Genomic DNA, 26089 nt, shown 5'->3' on the forward strand with positions numbered 1-26089 from the left:
AAACTATCCTCCAAGAAGGTCAACCCTAAGGCGCGTCATCGCCGGCCCTTTACCGCCTGATGACACACCGAGGACGATCCCGGAGGGATGCTGATCGTGCACATCGCCGACATCACCATGTTCTATGCCCCAGCCAGCGGCGGCGTACGAACCTATCTTGATGCCAAACATCGCCGTCTAGACGCCATGCCTGGCGTTCGCCACAGCCTGTTGATTCCTGGCGCCAGCGCCAGCCAGGTCAACGGCATCTACCATGTTCCAGCGCCGCCCCTGCCATTCGGCAACGGCTACCGTTTCCCGGTGCGTCTGGCCCCCTGGTGCAAGGAACTGCGTCGTCTGCAACCCGACCTGATCGAAGTTGGCGATCCCTACCTCACCGCCTGGGCGGCCCTGGAGGCACGGCGCCAACTTGATGTGCCGGTGATCGGCTTCTATCACTCCGACCTGCCACTACTGGTGAGCAATCGCATGGGCAGTTGGTTCACCCCCAATGTCGAGGCCTACGTCAGCAAACTCTATGGACATTTCGACCGGGTACTGGCGCCCAGCCAAGTGATGGCCGACAAGCTGCGCAGGCTGGGTGTCGAGAATGTCCATGTGCAGCGGCTAGGGGTAGATTTAGTGCAATTTCACCCCGACAAGCACGACCCAGGCCTGCGCCGCGAACTGGGCATCGCTGATAATAGTCGCCTGCTGGTCTTCGCCGGCCGCGGTTCGCGGGAAAAGAACCTGCCGGTGCTTCTGGACTGCATGCAGCTGCTCGGACAGCCTTACCACCTGCTTCTGGTCGGTTCGAACATGCCGGCCGGGGTGCCAGGCAATGTCAGCGTGATCGACCACTTCTGCCCACCCGACGAGGTCGCCCGGCTTCTGGCCAGCGCCGACCTGCTGGTACATGCCGGCGATCAGGAAACCTTCGGCCTGGTGATTCTCGAGGCCATGGCCTGTGGGACACCGGTAGTGGCTGTGCGCGCCGGCGCCTTCGGCGAGATCGTCGGCGAGCAGTGCGGCCGCCTGTGCCTGCCCAACGATGGCAGGGCCATGGCCAATGCCGTACGCGAGATCTTCGACAGCGGCGTGCGCGCGCTTGGCAGCAGGGCGCGTCAACACGTGGAGCGTCATTACAGCTGGGACAACGTTGTCAATGGCCTGCTTCAGCACTATCAGGCAGTGCTCGGCCATTCGCTGCCGGTACGCGCCCATGGCTGAGACCCTATTGGCCAACCGCAGCCTGATGCTGGTGCTACACGATGTGGCGCCGGAAACCTGGCCGGATTACCAACCCTTCGTCCAGGCGATCGACGACATGGGTGGCGTGCCCATGACCTGGCTGGTAGTTCCGGACTTCCACCATCGCAACCCACTCACGCGTTCGCCCGAGTTTTGCCGCCTGCTCGAACGGCGCTTGGCTCGTGGTGACGAACTGGCCCTGCACGGCTACTATCATGCCGACGACGGTCCTCCGCCACGCGGGCCGCGCGAATACGTCGAGCGCCGAATCTACACCCACGAAGGCGAGTTTCACAGCCTGGACCAGGCCAGCGCACTACAGCGCCTGCAAGCCGGGCTGACGCTGTTCGGGCAACAGGGCTGGCCAGTGGCAGGCTTCGTCGCCCCTGCCTGGCTGATGAGCGAAGGCACGCGCGCGGCGCTGCGCCAACTGCCGCTACGCTACACCAGCACGCCAAGGCACCTGTACCGGCTACCCGATTTCACCGCCTTCGCTGCCCCCGGATTGGTATGGAGCGCCCGCAGCGCCTGGCGCCGCGGGCTGTCGAGGGTGGTCAGCGACTGGCAACGCCGACGCTGGCGTGAGGCCGACACCCTGCGACTAGGCCTGCATCCGGTCGACATGCGACACCCCAGCGCGCGCAACTACTGGCTCCAGACCCTGCGGCAACTGCTGGAGCAAGGCCGTGAGCCACTGACCAAGTCGGCCTGGCTGGAGCGCCAGGCCACCCCATGACCCGCCTGGGCTGGCTCGGCCTGGCATTGCTGCTGGCGGTGCTGGTGCCCGCCTTGCTTGGTGGCAGCGAGCTGCTCCCCCGGCTCCAGTCTTTCGCACCCGGGCTGATGATGTTGCTGCTCGGCATGATCCTGCTGTGCTGGGCGATCAATGCCATCCGCCTGCGCCTGCTGCTCGGCGAGCAAGGCGCCCAGGTGGGCCGGATGCGTAGCCTTGGGGTGATCATCGCCACCGAGTTCGCCATCTGCACCACCCCCGGGGGCACCGGCGGCCCGCTTACCCTGATGACGTTGCTGGCACGCGAGCGTATTGCTCCATCACGGAGCGGCGCGGTGTTCGCCATGGACCAGTTGAACGACCTCTTGTTCTTCTTCTGCGCCATGCTGGCGATCGCCGCCTATGCCCTGTTCCATCGTCTTGGCCAGAGCCAGGCACACATGTTGATGGGCAGCGCCTTGCTGCTGTGTATCGCCTTGACCGTGATCGTCCTGCTGGTGCGCTATCGGCACGCGGTGATGCGTGGCAATGGCCGGCTGCTGCGCCGCTTGGGCGTGACATCGCAACGCAGGCTGCGCTGGGCGCGCAAGGTACTGCGCTTTGCCCATGCCCTGGCGGATACCTTGCGCATGCCACGGCGCAGGCTGGCGGCGGTGTTCTTCCTCACTTGCGCGCACTGGTGCCTGCGCTACAGCGTGCTCTATCTGGTGCTGCGGGGGTTGGGCGTCGACCTGGCGTGGATTCCGAGCTTCCTGGTGCAGATGCTGTCGCTCAGTGCAGGGCAGTTCAGCCTGCTGCCGGGCGGCGCGGGCGCGGCGGAGCTGACCTCGGCGGCCTTGCTGTCACCGCTGGTAGGAAGCTCGACGGCAGCCGCGGCGATCCTCATTTGGCGCGCGGTTACCTACTACTTTTACCTGCTGGCCGGGGGGCCGGTATTCCTTTATCTGCTGGCGCGTCCACTGCTGGATCGTCGGCGCCGACAGGCGGATTGAGCCGCCTCCAGAGTTCGGCGGCACCCGCGAACTCGGTGCCGTCATCATCGCTCAACGCTTCGGGATCGAAACGGGCAAGGCAGCCCTCGCCCAAGGTTGGTGGCGCCGAAGCGCCGGCCTTGTCACGTGGATCCGCCATTTGCCGGCCCCGTGTCAGTTGAACACAACAGTCTTGTTGCCGTGCACCAGCACGCGGTCTTCCAGGTGATAACGCAGGCCACGGGCCAGGACCATTTTCTCCACGTCACGCCCGAAGCGGACCATGTCCTCGATGCTGTCGGCATGGCTGACACGCACCACATCCTGCTCAATGATGGGGCCTGCGTCCAGCTCCTCGGTCACGTAGTGGCAGGTCGCGCCGATCAGTTTCACGCCACGCAACGCCGCCTGGTGATAAGGCTTGGCGCCCACGAACGACGGCAGGAAGCTATGGTGGATGTTGATGACTTTTTCCGCATATGCCTGGCACAGCTGCGGCGGCAGGATCTGCATGTAGCGCGCCAGCACCACGGCATCGGCGCCGTATTCCTCGACCAGGCGCGATACCTCGGCGAATGCCGGCTGCTTGTCCTTCGGGTCGACCGGTACATGGTGGAACGGAATGCCATGCCATTCGACCATGCTTCGCAGGTCATCATGGTTGGAGATAACGCAGGGGATCTCGCAGTCAAGCTCGTCGGTATGCCAACGGTGCAGCAGGTCTGCCAGGCAATGTGACTCACGGCTGGCCATGAGCACCACACGTTTCTTCTGTGCCGAATCGGTGATCCGCCAGGTCATCGAAAATTCTTCGGCGATCGGGGCAAATGCCTCGCGGAAGGCCTCTATACCGAAAGGGAGAGATTCGGCACGGATCTCATGACGCATGAAGAACCAACCGCTCTGTTCATCGGAATGGTGGCTGGCTTCATTGATCCAGCCATTGTAAAGGGCCAGGAAATTACTGACTTTTGCCACGATGCCGACACGGTCGGGGCAGGCAATCACCAGTCGATAGGTGCGCATGAGGGAGACTCCAGAACTTCGCAAAGGCGCATATTCTAGCGACCTGGCGAGAAAAACGCAGTAAGCATCTTTACCTGAGCGGCTTGGCCGGGAGGCTTGATCGCGCAGGTCCAATTGCTATTTCCCAAGGGCAAATCGGCATTGGCTCAAGAAAATTGTAAATTTTTCTTAACCTAACGTCAGGGAATTCGTGCCCTACTATTAATTGAGTCTTGAATTTTAAATTGTTTACTTGAGAGTTTCGTCTGTCTATTATTGCCCTACTGTCTCTCTCCGAACATGCATTAAGGAACACATCATGTCCCTGATCAACGAGTACCGCGCCACCGAAGAAGCTATCAAGGAACTCCAGGCCCGTCTGGCCAATCTGTCGCAGGACGGCAAACTGCAAAAAGAGCTGGAGTTCGAGAAGAAGCTGCGCGAACTGATGGCCGAAAATGGCAAATCGCTACGTGACGTGATCGCGCTGCTCGATCCGGAAAGCAAACTGAGCAAGACGCCACGTGGCGCAGTTAAGACCACCAGCACCAAACGTGCGCGCAAGGTCAAGCAATACAAGAACCCGCACAACGGCGAGGTAATTGAAACCAAGGGTGGCAACCACAAGACCCTGAAAGAGTGGAAAGCCAAGTGGGGCGGCGACGTCGTCGAAAGCTGGGCCACACTGCTGGACTGATAAGCTTGACCCGCGTACTGGCTTGAACATGAAAACGCCGGCATTCGCCGGCGTTTTTGTTTATCTGCACATTTCAAAGCAGATATTGCACTTTCAGTTGTCGGATATGACCCTGCCAGGCTTCCAGTACCTGGCGCCCCGCCTCGCTGGCGTCTGCCAGGCTGGCTTGGCATGCCTGCTCGAAATTGGCCAGGGTGTTCGGCGCACCAAAGGCAGGGTTTGTAAGACGTTGCTGACAGAACTCATGCCACCGTGCACGCTCTTGTTCATCAAGGGTTTCGGAAAAGTTTCGCGCCCGATAGCGGAACAACAATTCCGGCATGCGCGGATCATCGAACATCCACTGCCCCTTGGCCAATTGCGCCGGATCGGTACACCGCACTTGTTCGCTCAGCCGTTTGTCCCGTTCACCGAGGAAACCGTCATACAACTGTTGCTCCGGATCTTCGCTGGAAGCAAAGCCCTCTTCCTGATAGATGATGTCCAGCTTGTCTCGCCAGGTCATCTGCTGATTGGCCAACTGCTCCGCCCGTGCCTGCAACACCGACAATTCAAGCCCCAACCGTTGTTGATCGGCTGGGCGCAGTACCGATAGCGGCGCCAGCACCGGGCAGCGATTGATATGTACCAACTTCAGCGGTACCGGTAGTTCGCCCTGGGCCATGTCTTCATGCCGCGTGTACAAACGCTGACGCAATGCTTGCGCACTCTCCTGGAGCAGAGGCGAATTATCCTGTTGCAAGTCGCAGACTATCAGCGCGTTGCGATTACGCGGGTGCCAGGCCAATGGCAGCACCACACCGATATAATTGCGCTGCGCCGAGAAACGTCCGGATACATGTACCAGGGGCTGCAATAGGCGGATCTGCTCCATGACCTTATGCTTGCTGCGCAACTGGAACAACCAGTCATACAATCTGGGCTGTCGGTCACGAATCAACCGGGCCAGGGCAATGGTCGCCCGCACGTCGGAAAGCGCTTCGTGGGCATGGCCATGATCGATGCCATTGACCTTGCTCAACAGCTCCAGGCGCAAGCTGGTGCGCCCATCCTGCTGTGGCCAGACGATGCCCTCCGGGCGCAGCGCATAGGCCGTACGCACCACATCGATCAAGTCCCAGCGGCTGTTGCCACCCTGCCATTCACGGGCATAGGGGTCGAAGAAGTTGCGGTAGAGGCTATAGCGGGTGACCTCATCATCGAAGCGCAACGTATTGTAGCCGGCGCCACAAGTGCCGGGCCGGGCCAGCTGCTCATGGATCAGCGTCATGAATTCGGCCTCGCACAGCCCCTGGCTGGCCAACTGCTGCGGCGTGATGCCGGTCACCAGGCAGGCCGCTGGGTGCGGCAGGATATCGTCGGAGGGGCGGCAATAGACGCTGATAGGCGCCTCGATCTCGTTGAGGTCGAGGTCGGTGCGAACGCCGGCCACCTGCAGTGGGCGGTCGCAGCGTGGATTGATGCCGGTGGTTTCGTAGTCGTGCCAGAAGATGCTGGAGCTCACGGGGTCGTCCTGTAACAAGGTCGACCAGAGTCTAACGGCACGCGTGAGGGCTGGGCCAGCCTCACGCGGAGGCGTTCATCGGCCGGAAGCTGAAGAAGTCGCGCAGGGAGCGGACGAACTCATCATATTCCTGAGGGGCCTGCAGCAGCATGAAGCCGGCATCAAAATGTCCGGGCGTTTCGTCTTCACGACACCACAGGCAACTGGCAGTGAGGTTGATGAACTGCAGGCCACCGCCGGCCAGGGGAACCCGCAATTGCAGCTCGAAGTCCGGCCCCACCAGCACCGGCAACTGGCTGATCAACATCAGGCCGTCTTCCGAGGCATTGCCCAGATAGCCGATTTGCTGGTCGGTGCAGCGGTTGAAGACCTTGAGCACGCAAGGCAGCTGGTGACGTTGTATGTGTCGCTCGATAAACATGATCGCAGTGAAGTCCTGTACCTGGAGCCAGGAAGACAAGGTACTGGCGATGATCGTTACAACTCTCCAACAGATTAGCCCAGTCCGACGGACGGACTACATGAAATCATCGACACCTTGGGATTAACGCCAAGGTGTAGTGTTCACCGGACTGGCCACCGCCGCTTCGCTGCCGCGCAGGTGGCCGAGCTTCTCCAGTGTCTGCAGGCGTGCCTGGGCGCGATAGGCGTATTCATTGCGCGGGTACTGCTGGATCAGGTACTGGTAGGTCTGCGCCGCGTCGACGTAGAGCTTCTGGCGCTCAAGGCACTGGCCACGCAGCAGCGACACTTCCGGGTGAATGAACGGCCGGGCACGGCTGGTACGGTCGACCTGCGACAGCTCGAGCATGACCTTCGCGCAATCGCCACGGTCATAGGCGCGATAGGCATTGTTGAGGTGGTGGTCCATGGACCAGCGAGTGCAGCCGACGACACTGGCCGCCATGGTCAAAACGATCAGGGTGCGCATGGAAATTCTCCTTTGATGGGCACTGTATCGGCCTTTCACGACAAATCTTCACCGGCTTTTGCAAGCATATCGCGACCGGTCAAACGCCATACTCGCAACCGTGCAGGTAGTGCAACGGAACAATGACTACAACGCAATTGAGGAGTAGCCTTTCGCTGCGCTTCACTATAGGAGTCTGTGCATGACCATCCGCCGTACCAAAATCGTCGCCACCCTTGGCCCCGCCAGCAATTCGCCGGAAGTGATCGAACAGCTGATCCTCGCCGGCCTGGACGTGGCACGCCTGAACTTCTCCCACGGCACCCCGGACGAGCACAAGGCCCGCGCCCGCCTGATCCGTGACATCGCCGCCAAGAACGGCCGCCATGTCGCGCTGCTGGGCGACCTGCAGGGTCCGAAGATCCGCATCGCCAAATTCGCCAACAAGCGCATCGAACTGAAAGTCGGTGACAAGTTCACCTTCTCCACCGCTCACCCGCTGACCGAAGGCAACCAGGATATCGTCGGCATCGACTACCCCGACCTGGTCAAGGACTGCGGCGTCGGTGACGAGCTGCTGCTCGACGACGGCCGCGTGGTCATGCGCGTCGAAACGGCCACCGCAGATGCCCTGCACTGCGTGGTGATCATCGGCGGCCCGCTGTCGGACCACAAAGGCATCAACCGCAAAGGTGGCGGCCTGACCGCACCGGCCCTGACCGAGAAGGACAAGGCCGACATCAAGCTGGCCGCGGAAATGGACCTGGACTACCTGGCCGTGTCGTTCCCGCGCGACGCCAGCGACATGGAATACGCCCGCAAGCTGCGTGACGAAGCCGGCGGCAGCGCCTGGCTGGTGGCCAAGATCGAACGCGCCGAAGCAGTGGCCGACGACGAGACCCTTGACCAACTGATTCTCGCCTCCGACGCGGTCATGGTGGCCCGAGGCGACCTGGGCGTGGAAATCGGCGATGCCGAGCTGATCGCGATCCAGAAGAAGATCATCCAGCACGCCCGCCGCAATAACAAGGCGGTGATCGTGGCGACCCAGATGATGGAGTCGATGATCCAGAACCCGATGCCGACCCGCGCCGAAGTGTCCGACGTGGCCAACGCCGTGCTCGACAACACCGACGCGGTGATGCTTTCGGCCGAGAGCGCGGCCGGCAGCTACCCGATCGAGGCAGTCCAGGCCATGGCCCGTATCTGCTCGGGCGCCGAGAAGCACCCGACCAGCCAGAAGTCCAGCCACCGCCTGCACACCACCTTCGAACGCTGCGACGAGAGCATCGCCCTGGCGGCCATGTATACCGCCAACCACTTCCCCGGCGTCAAGGCGATCATCGCCCTCACCGAAAGTGGCTATACCCCGCTGATCATGTCGCGCCTGCGTTCGCACGTGCCGATCTTCGCCCTGTCGCCGCACCGCGCCACCCAGGCCCGTGCCAACATGTTCCGCGGCGTCTACCCGATCGCCTTCGACCCGGCGTCGCTGCCGGCCGACAAGGTCAGCCAGGCGGCCGTCGACGAGCTGCTCAAGCGCGGCCTGGTGGAGCAAGGCGACTGGGTCATCCTGACCAAGGGTGACAGCTACCACACCATCGGTGGCACCAACGGCATGAAGATCCTGCATGTCGGTGATCCGCTGGTCGGCTGATCTGGCGTTAAAACGCTATCGCGGGGCAAGCCCGCTCCCACGCATCAGGTATCACCTGCGTGGGAGTAGGCTTGCCCCGCGATTTTTCAATGCCTAGGCATGCTCGGTGAACACATCCGCCAACACCTGATTCCGCGGTACCCCGGCAATGAACAGGCGCCGGGCGAACCGTTCGACACTTGTCGGCGCCCCGCACAGCAATGCCATGGTCTGGCGCGACGGCAGGCGCAAACCGGCCAGCGCCTCATCCAACTGCTCGACCAGCACCAACTCCACCTTCACCCCGTCCACCGCCTGCAATGCCTCCGCCAAGTAGTGCCCGGCTGGCGTGCGCGCCACATGCAGCAGCCGAATTTCGCCCTGATGCCCCTGACGCAGGGCCTCGCGCAGGATACCCCACAAGGGCGCCAGCCCGGTGCCCGCCGCCAGCAGCCACAAAGGCCGCGCCTGCCAGTCAGGGTCGTAGTGCAGTGCACCGCCGCGCAGCTCACCCAGCCTCAGCGCATCGCCTACGTGCAACTGCCGGGCCCTGTCGCAAAACGCGCCGGGGCGGCTGCAATCCAGGTGAAACTCCAGCGCCTCATTCTCTGCCGGCAGGCTCGCCAGCGAGTAGGGGCGGGCCACATCGCCGCACCACAGCACCAGATGCTGGCCAGCCTGGTAGCGTAGCGTCCGGCCTGGGCGCAGACGCAGGCGCAGCACGTCGCCGAACCAATCCAGTGCAACCACCGTGGCTGGCAGGCCATCCTGCAGCGGATCGAACAGCGCCACCCGCAAGTCGCTGGCCACCGAGCACTGGCAGGCCAGGCGCCAGCCCTCGTCGCGCTGGGCCGCACTCAGGGCCTCGGGCCTGGCATCCTCGGGCTGGCCATCGAGGCAACGTACCAGGCAGGCGTGGCAGCTGCCGGCGCGGCAGCTGTAGGGCACATCCAGGCCTGCCTCGTTGAGGGCATCCAGTAGATTGCTGCCGCTTGGCACTGCCCATTGGCGCTCGCCCACGCAAAGTTCGGGCATGGTCAGGTTTCTCATTCGATTCAAGGTTTTCCAGGGGCGCTTTGCGCCCCATTGCCGGCGAAACGCTCCCGATACAACAGCATCGCATGTCATCAGCAAAAAGGATGCCCCTTCCCTGCCGACCTTGGTCCAGACCACGTGCAGGTGTTTCCGCAGGCGGGGCACGGTATACTGCCGCGCCTTTTTTGTGCCGGCCCGACCAGCCGGCGCCTTGCCAGGCGTTCCTGACATACAGGTGTGCACTGTCGGAATGCCTTTTCGAATGTTCCCGTCTTTAAGAGGAGCGCGCTGCATGACCGTGATCAAGCAAGACGACCTGATTCAGAGCGTCGCCGACGCCCTGCAATTCATTTCGTACTACCACCCCGTCGACTTCATCCAGGCGATGCACGAGGCCTACCTGCGTGAAGAGTCGCCTGCCGCGCGTGACTCGATCGCCCAGATCCTGATCAACTCGCGCATGTGCGCCACCGGCCACCGCCCAATCTGCCAGGACACCGGCATCGTCACCGTATTCGTGCGCGTCGGCATGGACGTGCGCTGGGACGGCGCCACCCTGAGCGTCGACGACATGATCAACGAAGGTGTGCGCCGCGCCTATAACCTGCCCGAGAACGTCCTGCGCGCCTCGATCCTGGCCGACCCGGCCGGTGCCCGCAAGAACACCAAGGACAACACGCCGGCAGTGATCCACTACTCCATCGTCCCGGGCGACAAGGTCGAGGTCGATGTCGCAGCCAAGGGCGGCGGCTCGGAGAACAAGTCGAAGATGGCCATGCTCAACCCTTCCGACTCGATCGTCGACTGGGTGCTCAAGACCGTGCCGACCATGGGCGCTGGCTGGTGCCCGCCCGGCATGCTCGGCATCGGCATCGGCGGCACCGCCGAGAAGGCCGCGGTGATGGCCAAGGAAGTGTTGATGGAATCCATCGACATCCATGAGCTGAAAGCCCGTGGCCCGCAAAATCGCATCGAAGAGATCCGTCTGGAGCTGTTCGACAAGGTCAACCAGTTGGGTATCGGCGCCCAGGGCCTGGGCGGCCTGACCACCGTGCTCGACGTCAAGATCATGGACTACCCAACCCACGCCGCCTCCTTGCCGGTGTGCATGATCCCCAACTGCGCCGCGACCCGTCACGCCCACTTCGTGCTCGACGGCTCCGGCCCTGCCGAGCTGGAAGCGCCCTCGCTGGACGCTTACCCGGAAATCGTCTGGGAAGCCGGCCCAAGTGCTCGCCGCGTGAACCTCGACGAGATCACTCCGGAAGAGGTTGCCAGCTGGCAGCCCGGCGAGACCATCCTGCTCAACGGCAAGATGCTCACCGGCCGCGACGCCGCGCACAAGCGCATGGTCGAGATGCTCAACCGTGGCGAAGAGCTGCCTGTGGACCTCAAAGGCCGCTTCATCTACTACGTCGGCCCGGTCGACCCGGTCGGTGACGAAGTAGTCGGCCCGGCCGGCCCGACCACCGCCACGCGGATGGACAAGTTCACCCGCCAGATCCTCGAACAGACCGGCCTGCTGGGCATGATCGGCAAGTCCGAACGTGGCCCGACCGCCATCGAGGCGATCAAGGACAACAAGGCCGTGTACCTGATGGCCGTCGGCGGCGCCGCCTACCTGGTGGCCCAGGCCATCCGCAAGTCGAAGGTCCTGGCCTTCGCCGAGCTGGGTATGGAAGCGATCTACGAGTTCGAAGTGAAGGACATGCCGGTCACCGTCGCGGTGGACAGCAAGGGTGAATCGGTGCACATCACCGGCCCTGCGCTGTGGCAGAGCAAGATCGCAGAAAGCCTGGCGGTGGAAGTGAAGTAACGTCTACACCGCAGTAGGAAACAAGCCGCTCCCTTGAGGAGCGGTTTTTTTGCTCGCAAGAAATTAATGCTGGCTCCTACAGCCAGCAATATGTACCGCTCTCAAAGCGTAATTTCCGACTCAAATGAGGCCTCATCTCCTGCATAGGCAGACCTCATGAGCAACACCGTAAAAGCCAATCAATGGCTACGCCGTTTCCAACTGGATATCACCTCCAACTCCCGTCGCGTTTATGCCAATGGCCGCCAACAGGTGGAGATCACAGTCACACTTGAACCTCGGAACGGCCAGACCATCTCTCGAGAAAGTCTCAACTCGCTAACCCTGGTCCAGATCGATGACGAAGGCAATCCTCGAGTACTGGATCATCCGGACCTGTACGCGCATACGCAGCGCGACGAGCGATTCGTCTACCATAACGCCAGCGGCAGCGCACCCAGCGCGCTGATGGTGTCATCCTCCAACGCCATTCACCGACGTTTCTATGTGTCGTCGAAGCGTCCTGGAGGCACGCTCAGCCAAATCCACGCGGCGATCTGGATGGATGAAGATCATCTCTTCGTCACCAATGCCGAACCCTTCAAGTCGTCGGTCGTTATTGAGTCAATTGCGCCTGTGCCGGCCCACAAAGACCTCTTCCAACTGAGCGTCGAGTCCCCCCTCAAGTACAAGCTCCCGAGCTTGAACCTGAATTACTGGGATGATGAGTTCGAAGAAACCGCCGGTTACTTCGGATTTACCGATCCGAGAACCGTGATGGTCGAAAGCCGGGCACTGGCCACTCCGGCCTCTCACGCCATCTATGAAATGAACGCTTGGGCTCACGCATTGATCTCGTTCCAGCTCACCAATGACTACAGCCAGCACCGCAAGGTAACAGTCTATGAGGTAGGCCAGCCATTCACGGTGAAATCTCCAGACTCAGGCCGAGCCTATCACCAGCGTCCTGGCCACATGCTGATTCATCTGTACGCCAGGCGCTTCTATAACCGCCACTACAGCAGTTCCGAGTCGAGGCGCAGTATCTGGAACGTGATCGACCAGCATGGCAACGCCTATGAAGTCGAGTTCTCTGTCGCAGAAGCAGGCAAACATGTGTCCTTCACGGTAAACGCGAACAACGCCTGACCTTCCCAGAAAATCGGTGTCCATCGAAAGGGTACCGATCTCTCCCCTGCGCCAGGAAACACCTGATGTCTTCGATACATACCCAAGCCAGTAATTTTCTGGGCTTCATGAAAACCGGCGTGGACAACCGTACCGGCCAGTTCACCCTCGCGGTCTCCCTGCCGCTCCCTCCCGCCAACCAGCTGAGTGGACCGGCGCTCTCGGTCACCCTGGCCTTCAGCGTGCTGGGTTCAAGTATCAACAAAGGCTACGGACTAGGTTGGACCATTGGGCTGTCCGAGCTCGACCGGAACACCCTGAGGCTCGCCTCCGGCGAGCAGTACGCCATTGATCAAGATGCTTCCACATTCGCACCCGACACGCCGTTGACCTTCACCGATCAAAAACTCCCGACGCTGCGGGTCACTCCACAACACAACGGCGATTTCCGGGTAGACAAGAAGTCCGGAGAGTGCGAAATCCTGCGTGAGCAGGAAGACAGTGGGCGCTATCTGGTTGAGGAAATGCACTCCCCGGAGGGCCATCGCCTGTTCATCGACTGGGCCCCCTACGGGAATGACGACCATTTCATTCTCCAGCGGATCCGTGATGAACAGCGCGCGCTGCTGAATGTGGATCAGCTGGAGGATGAAGTCCATCTCATCGTCAACCCGGATACCTCACAAGCGCTCAAGTTGCGCCTGGCGCTGAGCAATGACCGACTCAGCGAAATCCACGTGCCCGGCATCCAGCGTCCCTTCGTAATCGAGTACGACGACCTGCTCCTGGACAATGGCGCTCGCCTGCTGCTGCCCACCACCGTGGACAGCCCGCTGGGTGCCCATGACATCGTCAAGTGGGCGACCGGGGCCGACGGCCATCAGTTGCAGGCCAACGCACCGTTTTCCCACCTGCCGCGGGTCGAATCATGGACCCACAGCGCCGGCACCCCCGACACCGAACGGATGCACCACTACCGATGGGTCGGCACGGCCAATTTCCTTGGCTTCGGCAGCGCCCAGGCGTTTTCCTGGGAGCACGGACGGGACAACCTCTACCAGGTCGAAAGCGACTACCAGTACGAAGTGGTCGAAACGGTCAGCGATGCGCAGGGCACGCCCCTGGATACCATCACCCGCACCTGGAACCGCTTTCATCTGCCCCTCCTGGAAAGCTCGAGACGAGGCGATTGCGAGATCAGCACGCATACCCGCTATGGTATCGATCCTGGCAAAACCTGGGAGGAGCAATCCAGTACCTGCCAGCTCCCCCATCAGGTCTCGACCACTTACACGGACCATCGCCGCCCTGGGGCCATTCGCACCGAAACGACGCTTTATCAGTACGATAACTACGGCAACATCACCCAGGTCGACTACCCAACCGGGATCTGTGAAATCAATTGCTACTATCCCGCCGAAGGGGGAGAAGGTTGCCCAGCGGATCCCCTGGGGATGGTGCGCTTTGTGCGCAAGAAAACTATTCGGCCAGCCAAAGCTGATGGCTCAGCTCCGGTGTTGAGCAGCACGTACACCTATGCGCCACTTCCTTCACGGGTGGTCGATGCCCCTGCGCATATCGTGGTCGAGCGTGAACAGTTGCTTGACGAGTTGGACAGCCGCACGCTGGAGGAGACCCGCCACACGTATTTCCATCAACCTCATACCTGTTACGGGCGAATCCAGCGAAGCGTCACGACCCTCAACGACAAGTCAACCGCTACCGAATACCACTATGGGCAGGCAAACGGCGAACTGCTCTTGCGGACCACGGTGATCGGCTTCGAGAACGACGACGTGAACCGCTCGACCCACGACAGCGCGCAGTCACTGCTCACAGGCCAGACCACTTGGGAACGTAGCGAAAGCGGGGCGCTCACCCGCTACGAGTATGACCAGATTGGCCGTATCGTCCGAACACTCAACTCAGCCGATAGCCCGTACCAGACACAGCGCCTGGTGCGTTACCACCTGGGCGACGCACTGGCGGTGAACCTGCAAGGCTCCAGCGTCCTGCCGCCAATGATGATCGAGCTGGTGGAGGTTACCGGCCAACGCCAGCGTCTGTGGCTCGACGGCGATGGACGTACCCGGCGTATCGAATTGGAAGACCTGGACAACGAGCCCGGCCGCTTCCTTGAAATCATGCATTGCCAATTCGATGCCCTGGGCCGGCAGATACGCCGGACGACCCAGGACTGGTTGTCAAAGGACTCTCCTGGCCCGCTGTCCCTGACTACCATCATTGCCTTCGACGACTGGGGGCAGACCGCCCTGACCATTGACGCCCACGGCATACATGCACACACGCTCCATGACCCAATCACCCGTCGCTGCGAACAATGGCAAGCTGCGGGCGGACTCTGCAGCCCTCGGACCGTGACCCTGAAAAACCTTGCGGGGAGCCCCATCGAACAGCAGCACTACGATTGCAACAACAATCTTGCCCGCACCTTGAAGTGGGTGCGCGATGGCCTGGACAGGGTGGTCGAAGAGCGGCTCAGCGTACCGAACATGTCCACTACCGTTACCCGCTACCGATATGACCACTATTCGCGGGTCATCGAAAAGGTCTTGGAAGATGGCACAACCCTCGCCTGGCACTTCGCGCCCCACAGCGATGGACAGCATCCCGAATTGATTACCACCACCGCCCCTGCGCAGGAGGAACAAGCATGAATGCCATTACCTTGGGCCGGCAGACTTTCGACGGCCTGGGCCGCCAGCGTGCGGTAGAGGTGGCCGGGCGCACCACCCTCTACCACTACCGCCCGGGCCAGTTGCCTCCCTGCGCCAATACGCTTGCCGATGGTCGACGCGTGGACTTCGCCTACGAACCACAACTGAATGACGTACTGCTTTCGTCCAGTACCGAGGGCGGCCACAGCGAACAACTGCACTATCACCCTTGCCTGGGTCAGCCCACCGAGGCCAGTGGTGCCCTGGGGACGCTGAAGTGGAGCTTCTCCCCCGCCGGCTTGCCGCAGCAGGAGTCCTGGGTCATCGATGGCGCCGAGCACATTACCCATTGGCGCACATCGCTAGGTGGCAAGCCACTGGGCTTCGTGGGCGCCAACGGCACCGAACAACAACGCCATTACGATGCCGTCGGCAGGCTCGCGCAAATCATCACAGGCAAGGTCAGTACGCGCATTTCCTATGATGCACTGTCGCGCGTCGCTCAAGTCACCACGCAGGATCAGGATGCCCGCGTGCTGGTCAGGCAACTGAGCTACGATGCCATGGGGCGAGAAGCCAGCAACACCTTCAGCTTGACCGAAAACGGTGCAACTCGAACCTTCACCCAAACCCTCGGCTACAACGCGCTCGATCAGCTCATCCGACGTACTGGCAAGTACGGCCAGCAAGAGGCAGACGAACGCTTCGCCTACGATTCGCGAGGCCGCATGGTGCGCTTTACCGCGAACACCAATGCTGCACCGAGGGACCCGTTCGGCAACGCCATCGTCGAGCAACGGTTTGTCTTCAATGAACTCGACGGCTATCGACAGGTCATCAGTCGTTTCAACGACGGCAGCGAAGATATCGCCCAGTTCCACTACGCAGCCGCTGACCCTTGCCGGGTCGTGGCGATCGATCATAGCCATTCCAGCTGGCCGGCGCGGATCGAGCTTACCTACGATGCCCACGGGCGCGTCATCGCAGACAGCCTGGGTCGCAAACTGACGTGGGACGCCCACGAACGACTGCAAAGTGTCGAACATGGGGGCAAGACATGCGAGTACCGCTACACCCCAAATGGCCAGCTGCGCGACCGAACGCTCAATGGCTCGCTCAACCGCAGTTTCTTCAGCGGCAGGCAACTGACCCATGAGCACCGGGGGAACACCACGCTTGAGGTGATTGGCGACGGCAGCACGCTGTTCGCCGTGAGCGCGATCACCGAAGGTGTACGCCAGACCACTTTGCTAGGCTGCGACGGCCAAGGCTCGGTGCGCCTCAACGCCGGTGACCAGGTGCGCATGCTGCAATACAGCCCTCACGGCAGCGAACAGGGCAACGACCAGCAACAGCCATTCGGATATGCAGGGGAACGCCGTGAACCCCTGACCGGCTGGTACATCGCCGCAGGCTATCGGCCCTACGACCCATTGCTGATGTGTTTCCTCGCGCCCGACAGCGAAAGCCCGTTCGGTCATGGCGGTATCAATGCCTATACCTATTGTGGCGGCGACCCGGTCAACCGCATCGACCCAGATGGGCACAGCTGGCAGACCTGGGTAATAGCCGGCATTGGTCTGGCGGTCGGAGCCCTGGCCACGGTCGCCAGCTTTGGCGCCGCCGGCGCCGCGCTGGCCGCGGGCGGTATTCTCAGTGCCAGCGGTGCACTGGCCGTGGCGACGGCGACACTCAACATCGTGTCCCTGGGCACGGGAGCGGCAGCCATGGCGATGCAAGTGCAAGGCAAGAATGAGCAAGCCGCCAATGTGCTCGGCTGGATATCGTTAGGCACAGGGTTATCCAGCATTGCCACGGGGGGCTTGACACGGATGGCTGGAAAAAGCGTCAGCACCCTCAAGCGCAGCAATGCACTGAGAAAGCCTGCGGTTCACGCCCCCAAGAATCCTCAGCATCCCATTGACGTCATGTTCAGAAACCCCAGAACCAACCGAGCAGAGGTCGTCTGGTACGACGATGCGTGGGGCAGAGGGATAAAAGCTTTTGAAACACATGGGGGCAAGGACGGTGTCTTGATGAACGCGGCTGGCCAATACGAAGACGCAGCACGCATCGCGCTGCGCGAGATAGCCCCGCGGGTGGCCAACGCCCCAGCAGGCGAGCCCATCGTCCTGCTCGCCTGCTGGGGCGGAAAAAGCGGCGCGGCGCAACGAATCGCCGATGTGCTGCAACGCCCGGTTTATGGTACCGACAAGATCACTTACGTCCCAGGTGTAAGCCGCATGGACAGGCTGGACGTCGGCAATCTCTGGTCCACAGTGCCCATGCAGAAGATCTCCAGATACCGTCGATTGTTCGGTGCCAAAGGTCCGTTCGATTTCGACAGTACCCTGGAACCGGCAACCGGACGAATGTACTTCCCATAATGAGGTTCATGCCGGTAGACACCCCGCCAGGCATATCATATCGGTAGCGCCTTGAGCCAGAACGACATGATCTTGTTGCTGCTTTCCTGCTCGTCCAGATCGCACCAGGCATGACGGGTGCGTAACGAAGGGTCCTGCAGGAAGCCGCGGTTACGCCAGAAACCGTGCAATGGTTTGTAACTGGCAGGCCGCAGCGGGTGTATGCCTGGGCGCTCGACGACGCAGAACGTGCAGTAATCGAACTCCGCCAACTTATGTGCGTAGGATTCGCGCTCGATGAAAAAGCGTACGCCCAGGCCCTGACTGCGATAAGCAGGTAGCAACACCGAGCCACCGAAGTAGTAGACCGACGTCGGATCACGCCCCTGGGCGAGGAACGGTTGCTGGAAGCGAGGCGCTTCATCTATCAGCGGCAGGCCTGTGGAGGCCCCTACCACTCGGCCGCCGTCCAACGCCAGCACCATCAGGCTACGGCCAGAGTCGGCGTAGGTAGCCAAGTGATTAGCCTCATGCTCCAGCGACCCCTCATAGAGGTAGGGATACTCGCGCAACACCGTCAGGCGCAAGCGTGCAAGCTCATCGATGTAAGGCGCAATCGCCGCGCCATGCAGCAGGCGTATTTCCATGGAGAAGCAGTCGTCTGGTCGCGGTGGATAACGCGCTCGGGCAAGCCGGCCTGAGGGGAAACCCTACCATCGGCGTCGCAACTTGCCCTTGTCCCGGCACGACAGGTATTTCTCCATGACCGCTACCGCCCCCCCCTGAACGCGCCCGCATTGATGCTGACGCCCTTACTGAATGCGCGTCCCAAGCACCTTGAGAAACGCCGCAAGCCACGCCGGATGAGCAGGCCAGGCCGGCGCTGTCACCAGGTTGCCGTCCACATGAACCTGGTCCATCGCGATATCGATGAACTGTCCACCCGCCAGACGCACTTCGGGGGCGCACGCCGGGTAGGCACTGCACTCGCGCCCTTCCAGTACCCCGGCCGCAGCCAGCAACTGCGCGCCATGACACACCGCGGCGATAGGCTTGCCCGCATGATCGAACGCCCTGACCAGTTCCAGCACCTTGTCGTTCAGGCGCAGGTATTCTGGTGCGCGCCCACCGGGGATCAGCAACGCGTCATAGCTCTCTGCCCGCACCTGGACGAAGTCGTAGTTCAACGCAAAGTTATGCCCGGGTTTCTCGCTGTAGGTCTGCTCGCCTTCGAAATCGTGAATCGCCGTGCGCACCGTCTGCCCCGCAACCTTCTCCGGGCAGACCGCATGCACGGTGTGGCCGACCATGCGCAAGGCCTGGAACGGCACCATCGCCTCGTAGTCTTCGACGTAATCGCCCACCAGCATGAGAATCTTCTTCGCCGTCATCGTATCCACTCCTTCGGTAGTCTGGGAACAGTCCCAGCAAGATAGTCCGCTTTGCCCGACCGCGATACGTGCGACTAGTCGCGGCGGTCGAGCAGGTTGGCCACCAGCCGGTCCAGCCAGCCCCATAGGCGTTGTTGCACACGACGCCACAGTGGCCGGGCGTGCCAGCGCGCGAGGTCGACTTCCAGGCTCTGGGCGAAATCGCGCTCGAAGCTGGCGGCCACGGCCGCGCTCAGTGGCGGGTCGATGGCCTCGACATTGGCCTCGAGGTTGAAGCGCAGGTTCCAGTGATCGAAGTTGCACGAGCCGACACTGACCCAGTCGTCCACCAGCACCATCTTCAGGTGCAGGAAGCATGGCTGGTATTCGAAGATCCGCACCCCGGCGCGCAGCAGCCTTGGGTAATAGCGATGTCCGGCATAGCGCACCGCCGGGTGGTCGGTGCGCGGGCCGGTGAGCAGCAGGCGCACGTCGATGCCCTTCTGCGCGGCACGCCGCAGCGAGCGCCGCACGCTGAAGGTCGGCAGGAAGTACGGCGTGGCCAGCCAGATGCGCCGCTGGCCGCTGTTCAGGGCGCGCACCAGCGCATGCAGGATGTCCTTGTGCTGGCGGGCGTCGGCATAGGCCACCCGGCCCATGCCCTGGCCCTGCGCCGGCACCTGGGGCAGGCGCGGCAGTCCGAAGCCCTCGGGCGGGCGCCAGGCGGTGCGACGCTGGTTGGCGTGCCACTGGCGGTCGAACAACAGTTGCCAGTCGGTGACGATCGGCCCCTCCATGCGCACCATCACTTCGTGCCACTCGCTGGTGTCGGCTTCGGGTGTCCAGAACTCGTCGGTGACCCCGGTACCGCCGACCACCGCCCAGCGCTCGTCCACCAGCAACAGCTTGCGATGATCGCGATAGAGATTGCGCAGGCCCCGGCGCCAGCGCAGGCGGTTGTACCAGCGCAGCTGGACACCCGCCGCCAGCAGGCGCTCACGCAATACGGAGGTAAAGGCCAGCGAGCCATAGTCGTCGAACAGGCAACGCACCCGCACGCCACGCCGCGCGGCCTGTTCCAGGACCTCGACCACCGCCTCGGCGCACGCCCCGGCCTCGACCAGATAAAGCTCCAGGTCGACCTGATACTCGGCACGCACGATCGCCAGAAGCATGCGCGGGAAGAACTCGGGGCCGTCGATCAGCAGTTCGAACTGGTTGCCATCCCGCCACGGGAAGACCGGCCCCGGCATGTCAGCGGGCGGTGAAGATCAGCACCGCGCTCACCGGCACCGAGGGGTTGATCGACTTGAGCCCGGCCAGCTTGCGCAGGTTCTCCAGGCCCGGCAGGAGACCGAACTCCGAGGCACGCAGGATCAGCGGCTCCAGGGTCACCACCTGGAAACGCCGTTCGTCCAGGCGCGTGGCCAGCAGCAGGGTGTTGTAGCTGCGGGTCTGGCCATGCAGGGTCACGCTCACCGGCAAGCGCAGCTCCAGTTGCGCGCCGTTGGCGAGGTCGTTGATCGGGCGCAGGTCGATCTGTGCCTGCACCGTGGCCTCGGGGAACTGTTCGAAGGCGAACAGGCCGTCACGCATGCGCTCGTCACGCAGCGGGATGCCGCTGCTGATCGAGTCCATCTCGATGCTGACCTCAGCCGCGCCCTTGCGGTCGACCTTGCCATGCAGCACCAGGAAACGGTTGACCTCGGCGATATTGCCATTCTTGCCGGTGACGAAGGACAGGCGCGAGGATTCGCCATCCAGGTGCCAGTTGGCATGGGCGGGCAGGCACAGGGCGAGCAGGAGGGCGGGCAGCAGACGGGACGGCTTGAACATGTGAAATCCTGTGAATCAAGGCCGTCAACCTTACCCGCACGGTTTCACGGCAGCAAGCGGCAGCCTTCGCGGTGACCCTGCCAGGCCGCCTGGTTGCGCCGGCCAAGGCCCTCGGCGGTGACCAGGCGCCGGGGGCTGTCCTCTTTCAGCAGGCCCAAGGGCAGGTACTGGCGCACATAGCCCCGGCAATAGGCCTCAGGGAAACCCATCACGAACCGGCACGAGCAGTACTCTTTCGCCGAGTAGGCCGAAAGGATGCCCGGGAAGTCCGCCAACGCCTGGCGCTCGTGCCAGGCCCAGGCAGACACGGCCAATAACAGCAGGAGCACCACCCGCTTCATGCGCCCTCCCCGGCCACGGCGTCCAGCACCCGCTTGAGCAGTTCGTTGTGGCTGAAGCTGCCATCGCGGTCATCGGCGTAGCGCACGATCACCAGCTTTTGCGTGGGTAGTACATAGAGCGCCTGACCCCAGTGGCCGAGTGCGGCGAACGTATTGCTCGGCGCATCCGGCCACGGCACTGGCTGGCCGGGCAATGGCTGGTTGAGCCACCAGTGCCCGCCGGGGTTGGCCTCGCCCGGCACAGGCTGCGCGGCGCTGAACAAGGTGCGGTTGAACGCCACCCACTCGGCCGGCAGCAACTGTTGCTCGCGCCAGCGCCCGTCACGCTGCATCAGCAGGCCGATGCGCGCCAGATCGCGAGCACTGAGATAGAGGTACGAGGAGCCCACATAAGTGCCCGCGCCATCGCGCTCCCAGACAGCGCTGTCGATCCCCAGCGGCATGAACAGGGCTTGCCAGGGATAGTCGGCATAGCGCTCAGGCGCGAGCATGGCGCGCAGGCTGGCGGCCAGCAGGTTGCTGTCGCCGCTGGAGTAGACGAACTGCGTGCCGGGCGCACTGGCGGCAGGCCTGGCCGCTGTGTAGGCGGCCATGTCGGTGCGGCCACGGGTGTAGAGCATGGCCACCACCGACGACTTCAACGGCGCGTATTCGTAATCTTCCTGCCAGGCCAGGCCACTGGCCCAATGCAGCAGGTCGGCCAGGCGCAACGTTGGGTGCGCCTGCAAGGCCGGGTAATAGCGCAAAGCCGGATCGTCGAGCTGGAAGCGCCTTTCGCCGTAGGCAACGCCCATGACCGTGGCCAGCACGCTCTTGCTCACCGACCAGGTCAGGTGCGCAGTGTCGACACGGGTTGGCTCGGCGTAGCGCTCATGCAGAATGCGGCCATCGCGGATGATCAACAGCGCATCGGTGCGAATGCCGCCGCGCTCGGTATCGTGTGGCGCGAAGGCGTAGGTGTCTACGGTTTGCCAGTTGATAACGGCGTTATCGACTGGCCACTGCGCCGAGGGCCAGTCTTCGGCCAAGGCCGGGGCTGTGGTCATGGCCAGGGCAAGCATCACTGCCTTCATGGAGAGTCCTGCAAGGGGCTGCTTTGCAGCCCATCGCGGCTGAAGCCGCTCCTACAAAGGTTGCGCACGGCCTGTAGGAGCCGCTTCAGCCGCGATGGGGCGCACAGTGGCCCAGGTTCAAAGGTGCCCACAGCCTCTCAGGCTTTCATGACAGTCCGGCGGCACTCCAGGCCTTGGCCAGGCGCTTGTCACGGGCGGCGCCGGCCAGCGCCAGCAGGCCCTGGTCGCGTTGCCACAACTGCGCCCAGTGCTCCGGCCCTGCGGCCAACGCCTGGTCGATCTCGCCTCGCAAATCGTGGAACTGAGCAAACAGGCCTCCCAGCAGCAAATGGCAGGCCACACTGTCCGGGCATTGCCGACTGCCCTCGGCGCACCCGGCGAGCAGGCCGATCAGCTTCAGGCGCAGGGCCTGCGGCCAGGCGCACTCCTGGGCTACGCCATGCAGCCAGGCCACAAGCGCGGCGAGCACATACAGGTCCTCGAGAGAGCGGAACGGCTTGACGTAGGCATCCCAGCCATCACCGGCCAGCAACTCGCACGCGGCATCCTTGAGCTGCAGGCGGCCATGCCCCACTTCGGGCATCAACGGCAGTGTCGGCAAGGCTTCGAGGCTGACCCCCGGCTCGCCCGGATAGACCACCGCCAGTTGCAAGCGCGGCGCCTCGCCCGCGCCTTCGTGACGAGCGGCCACCAGCAGCCATTCGGCGTCCAGCCCAGCGGTGACGAAGTCCTTGTTGCCGGTCAGGCGCAGGCCGTCCAGCCGGGTGTACATGTCCGCCGGGCGCACGCTGCGCCGCTCGGTGGCACACAACGCGCCCAGGCTGGCCGGAGCGCTGGGCCATAGGACCCGCAGCGCCGCCTGGTAGCCGAGCAGGAACGCCAGCCCGGGAGTGGCCATGGCCCGCCCGCCCAGCACCGCCAGCTCGAACGGCGCCACCGTGCCCAGGCGCTCGAGCACCGCCGCATAGGTTTCACCGAGGGTCGCCGCCAGCGGGTGGCGCAAGGGGTCGTTGAGTCGTTGCAACCAGGCCATCGCAAGCTCCTTTCAGGGGTGTCACGCAAGCATCACCAAAGATTCACGGGGGTGACACCGGGCGTACCTAGGCTGACTTTGCACAACAAAGCCGACCGGCCGCAACCCTTTGGCTGGCTTATGGAGACTCACGATGACCCGGATCGCTCGCTCTGGCGACACCAGCACTGAACGCCGTCTGCAAGCCGAACGCCTGGTCGGCGCCGCGGCCCTGCAGGAAGCACAGGCCCTGCGTTTCAAGGTGTTCAGCGCCGAATTCAAGGCCAAGCTCAAGGGCGCCGAACACGGCCTGGACATGGACGACTACGACATCCACTGCCGCCACATCGGCGTGCGCGACCTGGCCACCGGTCAACTGGTCGCCACCACCCGCCTGCTCGATCACCAGGCCGCCAGCAGCCTCGGCCGCTTCTATAGCGAAGAGGAGTTCAGCCTGCACGGCCTGTTGCAGTTGCAGGGCCCGATCCTCGAACTGGGCCGTACCTGCGTCGACCCGGCATACCGCAACGGCGGCACCATCGCCGTGCTCTGGAGCGAATTGGCCGAGGAGCTCAATGAGGGCCGCTACAGCTACCTGATGGGCTGTGCCAGCATCCCCATGCAGGACGGCGGCGTGCAGGCCCATGCGATCATGCAGCGCCTGCGCGAACGCTACCTGTGCACCGAGCACCTGCGTGCCGAACCGAAGAACCCGCTGCCCAGCCTGCCGCTGCCGAACAACGTCATCGCCGAAATGCCGCCGCTGCTCAAGGCCTACATGCGCCTGGGCGCGAAGATCTGCGGCGAGCCGTGCTGGGACGAGGACTTCCAGGTCGCCGACGTGTTCATCCTGCTCAAGCGCGACGACCTCTGCCCACGCTATGCCCGTCACTTCAAGGCGGCGGTCTGATGCCGCGCATACGGGCCGCTGCCCGCCTGCTGCGGCTGTTCCTGGTACTGGCCCTGGGGCTGGCCATGGCCAGTGTCATCGCCCTGGGCGAGCGTCTGGGGCTGAGCGCCTCGATAGAACAGCGCCAACGCTGGACACGGATGTTCATGGGGCGCCTGGTCGCCGCCCTGCCCTTCGAAGTGCAGGTCAGGGGCGAGCTGCCGCAACAGCCGATGCTGTGGGTCTGCAACCATGTGTCGTGGACCGACATCCCACTGCTCGGCATGCTCACCCCGCTGTCGTTCCTGTCCAAGGCCGAGGTGCGCCACTGGCCGCTGGCCGGCTGGCTGGCCGAGAAGGCCGGGACCCTGTTCATTCGTCGCGGAGGCGGCGATGCCCAGCGCCTGCGCGAGCAGATCAGCGAACAACTGGGCGAGCAACGCCCTCTATTGATATTCCCCGAAGGCACCACCACGGACGGTCGCAGCCTGCGCACCTTCCATGGGCGCCTGCTGGCCGGAGCAATCGACCAGAACACGCCAGTACAGCCGGTGGCAATCCAGTACCTGCGCGCAGGCCAGACCGATCCGATCGCGCCGTTCATTGGCGAGGACGACCTGGTTTCCCATTTGATGCGGCTGTTCGCACAGGACCGCGGACAAGTGCTGATCCACCTGTTGCCGCCAATCGGCAGCGCGGGCAAGGAACGCGCGGTACTGGCTTTCGAAGCGCAACAGGCGGTCCATCTGGCGCTTTTCGGCGCCGAGAACGTCGAGGTCGCACCGAGGCGACAGGCTCGGGCAGCCTGAGTCCGCGATTGCCGACTCAAGCCGATTGCTGTCCCCGGGCAAATGCCTGCAACTGCGGATAGAACTCGCGAAAGTCCGCCAGCAACGGCTCGTACAACCGCTCCAGTTCCACCATCACCCCAGCTATCCCCTCAGGTCGTGACAGGCGCCGGGCAATCCCGGCAAACACCTGCTCCAGGGTGGCGAAATCGCCATACGCTCCCAGCCAGTCGTCGGCCGCCATCACCGGCGCGATGCGCGCCAACCGCCCCGGCAACTCCGGCTCGGCGAGCAATACCTTGTAGAAATCATCGGTGAATTGCGCCAGCGGCTGTTCGGCATACGCCGCCCAGTGCCGCGCCAGACAGTGGTCGAAGAACACATCCACGACGATCCCGGCGAACCGCCGCCGCTCGCGCGGGAAACGCGCCAGCGCCGCCAGCACCAGTGGGTGGCTGTCGGTGTAGCGATCAATGTGCCGGTGCAGCCGAATAGAAGCCTCCAGCACAGGCGGGAAGCGCCCGGCGAGCTCGCCTTTGACGAAATCGCCATACAGGCTGCCAAGCAGTTGCTGCGGCGCGGGGCCGCCCAGATGAAGGTGCGCGAGATAATTCATGGCGCCAGTCTAGCACCGCTGGCGACTATATCGTCACAAGACGATATAGCTATCAAGACTTGCCTTATGACCACTTCATATTTGTATATCGCGATGCAGCGATTTATATTTCGCTCCATCGCGATATACCGCTACACGCCACGAGCCCAACCATGCCCCTCGATCTCGACGAAATAATAAAAGCCCTGGCCCACCCGGTCCGGCGAGACATCCTCAACTGGCTGAAAGACCCGGCCGCGCAGTTCCCCGAGCAGCACCACAGCACCGAACACGGTGTGTGTGCCGGGCAGATCGACCAGCGCTGCGGCCTGTCGCAGTCGACCGTGTCCGCTCACCTGGCCACCCTGCAGCGCGCCGGCCTGATCAGCAGCCAGAAGATCGGCCAATGGCATTTCTTCAAACGCAACGAGGCGACCATCAAGGCGTTCCTCGAGCAAATGAGCCAAGAGCTCTGACCTGATCCAAGCGAGGCTTCG

At 62.9% G+C, this 26089-nt stretch carries 26 protein-coding genes; 12 read left to right on the forward strand and 14 right to left on the reverse strand.

Features of this window, described 5'->3' with window-relative positions; translation table 11 throughout:
* Window positions 1–96: 96 nt before the first annotated feature.
* The 3 genes from C3F42_RS11385 to C3F42_RS11395 are packed head-to-tail and all read left to right on the forward strand — an operon-like array spanning window position 97 to window position 2955.
* Window positions 97–1209 (forward strand): glycosyltransferase family 4 protein, encoded by a 1113-nt coding sequence (locus C3F42_RS11385; protein WP_371920590.1) that lies wholly within the window; start codon window positions 97–99, stop codon window positions 1207–1209.
* Entirely contained in the window at window positions 1202–1966 is a 765-nt protein-coding gene (locus tag C3F42_RS11390) for a DUF2334 domain-containing protein (protein WP_038705517.1), read from the forward strand. The genes C3F42_RS11385 and C3F42_RS11390 overlap by 8 nt, the downstream gene beginning before the upstream one ends.
* Window positions 1963–2955, forward strand: coding sequence for a lysylphosphatidylglycerol synthase transmembrane domain-containing protein (locus C3F42_RS11395; RefSeq protein ID WP_094010175.1), 993 nt, complete (start codon window positions 1963–1965; stop codon window positions 2953–2955). Before C3F42_RS11390 ends, C3F42_RS11395 begins: the two co-directional genes overlap by 4 nt.
* Here C3F42_RS11395 and C3F42_RS29875 read toward each other — a convergent pair.
* Window positions 2861–3094, reverse strand: a complete 234-nt coding sequence (locus C3F42_RS29875; protein ID WP_081941206.1) for a hypothetical protein — start codon at window positions 3092–3094, stop codon at window positions 2861–2863. The two genes, C3F42_RS11395 and C3F42_RS29875, sit on opposite strands and share 95 nt — an antisense overlap.
* A gap of 14 nt (window positions 3095–3108) precedes the next feature.
* The gene (gene purU / locus C3F42_RS11405; protein WP_094010176.1) at window positions 3109–3960 is read right to left on the reverse strand and encodes a formyltetrahydrofolate deformylase; all 852 of its coding nucleotides are present in this window, start codon (window positions 3958–3960) and stop codon (window positions 3109–3111) included.
* A gap of 298 nt (window positions 3961–4258) precedes the next feature.
* On the opposite strand from purU, the gene mvaT reads away from it, so the two are divergent.
* Window positions 4259–4636: a histone-like nucleoid-structuring protein MvaT gene (mvaT, locus tag C3F42_RS11410; RefSeq protein ID WP_094010177.1), complete on the forward strand. Its 378-nt coding sequence runs from the start codon at window positions 4259–4261 to the stop codon at window positions 4634–4636.
* Between the two features lie 73 nt (window positions 4637–4709).
* On the opposite strand, the gene sbcB is transcribed toward mvaT, so the two are convergent.
* The 3 genes from sbcB to C3F42_RS11425 all read right to left on the reverse strand — a co-directional run bounded on the left by sbcB (window position 4710) and on the right by C3F42_RS11425 (window position 7071).
* Window positions 4710–6140 (reverse strand): exodeoxyribonuclease I, encoded by a 1431-nt coding sequence (gene sbcB / locus C3F42_RS11415; RefSeq protein ID WP_094010178.1) that lies wholly within the window; start codon window positions 6138–6140, stop codon window positions 4710–4712.
* A gap of 61 nt (window positions 6141–6201) precedes the next feature.
* Window positions 6202–6561 carry a PilZ domain-containing protein gene (locus C3F42_RS11420; protein ID WP_023631126.1) on the reverse strand — a complete coding sequence of 120 codons (360 nt, stop codon included), beginning with the start codon at window positions 6559–6561 and terminating at the stop codon, window positions 6202–6204.
* Between the two features lie 123 nt (window positions 6562–6684).
* Complete coding sequence (locus tag C3F42_RS11425; RefSeq protein WP_023631127.1) at window positions 6685–7071, reverse strand: tol-pal system YbgF family protein; 387 nt, start codon at window positions 7069–7071, stop codon at window positions 6685–6687.
* Window positions 7072–7252: 181 nt separating this feature from the next.
* On the opposite strand from C3F42_RS11425, the gene pyk reads away from it, so the two are divergent.
* Window positions 7253–8707: a pyruvate kinase gene (gene pyk, locus C3F42_RS11430; RefSeq protein ID WP_023631128.1), complete on the forward strand. Its 1455-nt coding sequence runs from the start codon at window positions 7253–7255 to the stop codon at window positions 8705–8707.
* A 93-nt stretch (window positions 8708–8800) separates the two neighbouring features.
* Here the strand turns inward: pyk and C3F42_RS11435 are convergent, their stop codons facing one another.
* A complete protein-coding gene (locus tag C3F42_RS11435) occupies window positions 8801–9721 on the reverse strand; it encodes an iron-sulfur-binding ferredoxin reductase (protein WP_094010179.1) in 921 nt (306 codons plus the stop codon).
* A gap of 292 nt (window positions 9722–10013) precedes the next feature.
* Between C3F42_RS11435 and C3F42_RS11440 the strand changes: the two genes are divergently transcribed.
* The 4 genes from C3F42_RS11440 to C3F42_RS11455 all read left to right on the forward strand — a co-directional run bounded on the left by C3F42_RS11440 (window position 10014) and on the right by C3F42_RS11455 (window position 17709).
* A complete protein-coding gene (locus C3F42_RS11440; protein WP_023629003.1) occupies window positions 10014–11537 on the forward strand; it encodes a fumarate hydratase in 1524 nt (507 codons plus the stop codon).
* Window positions 11538–11693: 156 nt separating this feature from the next.
* Entirely contained in the window at window positions 11694–12665 is a 972-nt protein-coding gene (locus C3F42_RS11445) for a hypothetical protein (protein ID WP_104444455.1), read from the forward strand.
* Between the two features lie 65 nt (window positions 12666–12730).
* Window positions 12731–15322: a hypothetical protein gene (locus C3F42_RS11450; RefSeq protein WP_104444456.1), complete on the forward strand. Its 2592-nt coding sequence runs from the start codon at window positions 12731–12733 to the stop codon at window positions 15320–15322.
* On the forward strand, window positions 15319–17709 hold the full coding sequence (locus C3F42_RS11455) for an RHS repeat-associated core domain-containing protein (RefSeq protein ID WP_104444457.1): 2391 nt from the start codon (window positions 15319–15321) through the stop codon (window positions 17707–17709). The genes C3F42_RS11450 and C3F42_RS11455 overlap by 4 nt, the downstream gene beginning before the upstream one ends.
* A gap of 35 nt (window positions 17710–17744) precedes the next feature.
* Here the strand turns inward: C3F42_RS11455 and C3F42_RS11460 are convergent, their stop codons facing one another.
* The 7 genes from C3F42_RS11460 to C3F42_RS11490 all read right to left on the reverse strand — a co-directional run bounded on the left by C3F42_RS11460 (window position 17745) and on the right by C3F42_RS11490 (window position 23341).
* A complete protein-coding gene (locus C3F42_RS11460) occupies window positions 17745–18335 on the reverse strand; it encodes a hypothetical protein (RefSeq protein WP_023629010.1) in 591 nt (196 codons plus the stop codon).
* Between the two features lie 165 nt (window positions 18336–18500).
* Window positions 18501–19079 (reverse strand): DJ-1/PfpI family protein, encoded by a 579-nt coding sequence (locus C3F42_RS11465; RefSeq protein WP_104444458.1) that lies wholly within the window; start codon window positions 19077–19079, stop codon window positions 18501–18503.
* A gap of 74 nt (window positions 19080–19153) precedes the next feature.
* The gene (locus tag C3F42_RS11470) at window positions 19154–20311 is read right to left on the reverse strand and encodes a phosphatidylserine/phosphatidylglycerophosphate/cardiolipin synthase family protein (protein ID WP_094010184.1); all 1158 of its coding nucleotides are present in this window, start codon (window positions 20309–20311) and stop codon (window positions 19154–19156) included.
* A 1-nt stretch (window position 20312) separates the two neighbouring features.
* Complete coding sequence (locus C3F42_RS11475; protein ID WP_023632820.1) at window positions 20313–20894, reverse strand: YceI family protein; 582 nt, start codon at window positions 20892–20894, stop codon at window positions 20313–20315.
* Window positions 20895–20938: 44 nt separating this feature from the next.
* The gene (locus C3F42_RS11480) at window positions 20939–21235 is read right to left on the reverse strand and encodes an amidase (RefSeq protein WP_094010185.1); all 297 of its coding nucleotides are present in this window, start codon (window positions 21233–21235) and stop codon (window positions 20939–20941) included.
* Entirely contained in the window at window positions 21232–22308 is a 1077-nt protein-coding gene (locus C3F42_RS11485) for a serine hydrolase (RefSeq protein WP_094010186.1), read from the reverse strand. Before C3F42_RS11485 ends, C3F42_RS11480 begins: the two co-directional genes overlap by 4 nt.
* A gap of 145 nt (window positions 22309–22453) precedes the next feature.
* Complete coding sequence (locus C3F42_RS11490) at window positions 22454–23341, reverse strand: acyl-CoA dehydrogenase (RefSeq protein WP_104444459.1); 888 nt, start codon at window positions 23339–23341, stop codon at window positions 22454–22456.
* A gap of 133 nt (window positions 23342–23474) precedes the next feature.
* Here C3F42_RS11490 and olsB point away from each other — a divergent pair, with 133 nt between their 5' ends.
* On the forward strand, window positions 23475–24230 hold the full coding sequence (olsB, locus tag C3F42_RS11495) for an L-ornithine N(alpha)-acyltransferase (RefSeq protein ID WP_104444460.1): 756 nt from the start codon (window positions 23475–23477) through the stop codon (window positions 24228–24230).
* The gene (locus C3F42_RS11500) at window positions 24230–25018 is read left to right on the forward strand and encodes a 1-acyl-sn-glycerol-3-phosphate acyltransferase (RefSeq protein WP_094010188.1); all 789 of its coding nucleotides are present in this window, start codon (window positions 24230–24232) and stop codon (window positions 25016–25018) included. The genes olsB and C3F42_RS11500 overlap by 1 nt, the downstream gene beginning before the upstream one ends.
* A gap of 16 nt (window positions 25019–25034) precedes the next feature.
* On the opposite strand, the gene C3F42_RS11505 is transcribed toward C3F42_RS11500, so the two are convergent.
* Window positions 25035–25613 (reverse strand): ACP phosphodiesterase, encoded by a 579-nt coding sequence (locus C3F42_RS11505; RefSeq protein WP_094010189.1) that lies wholly within the window; start codon window positions 25611–25613, stop codon window positions 25035–25037.
* 152 nt (window positions 25614–25765) lie between these two features.
* On the opposite strand from C3F42_RS11505, the gene C3F42_RS11510 reads away from it, so the two are divergent.
* Window positions 25766–26068 carry a helix-turn-helix transcriptional regulator gene (locus C3F42_RS11510; protein ID WP_023628827.1) on the forward strand — a complete coding sequence of 101 codons (303 nt, stop codon included), beginning with the start codon at window positions 25766–25768 and terminating at the stop codon, window positions 26066–26068.
* The last annotated feature ends 21 nt before the right edge of the window (window positions 26069–26089 follow it).

This window comes from Pseudomonas sp. PONIH3 (assembly GCF_002934345.1).
GTDB classification, from domain to species: Bacteria; Pseudomonadota; Gammaproteobacteria; order Pseudomonadales; family Pseudomonadaceae; genus Aquipseudomonas; species Aquipseudomonas soli.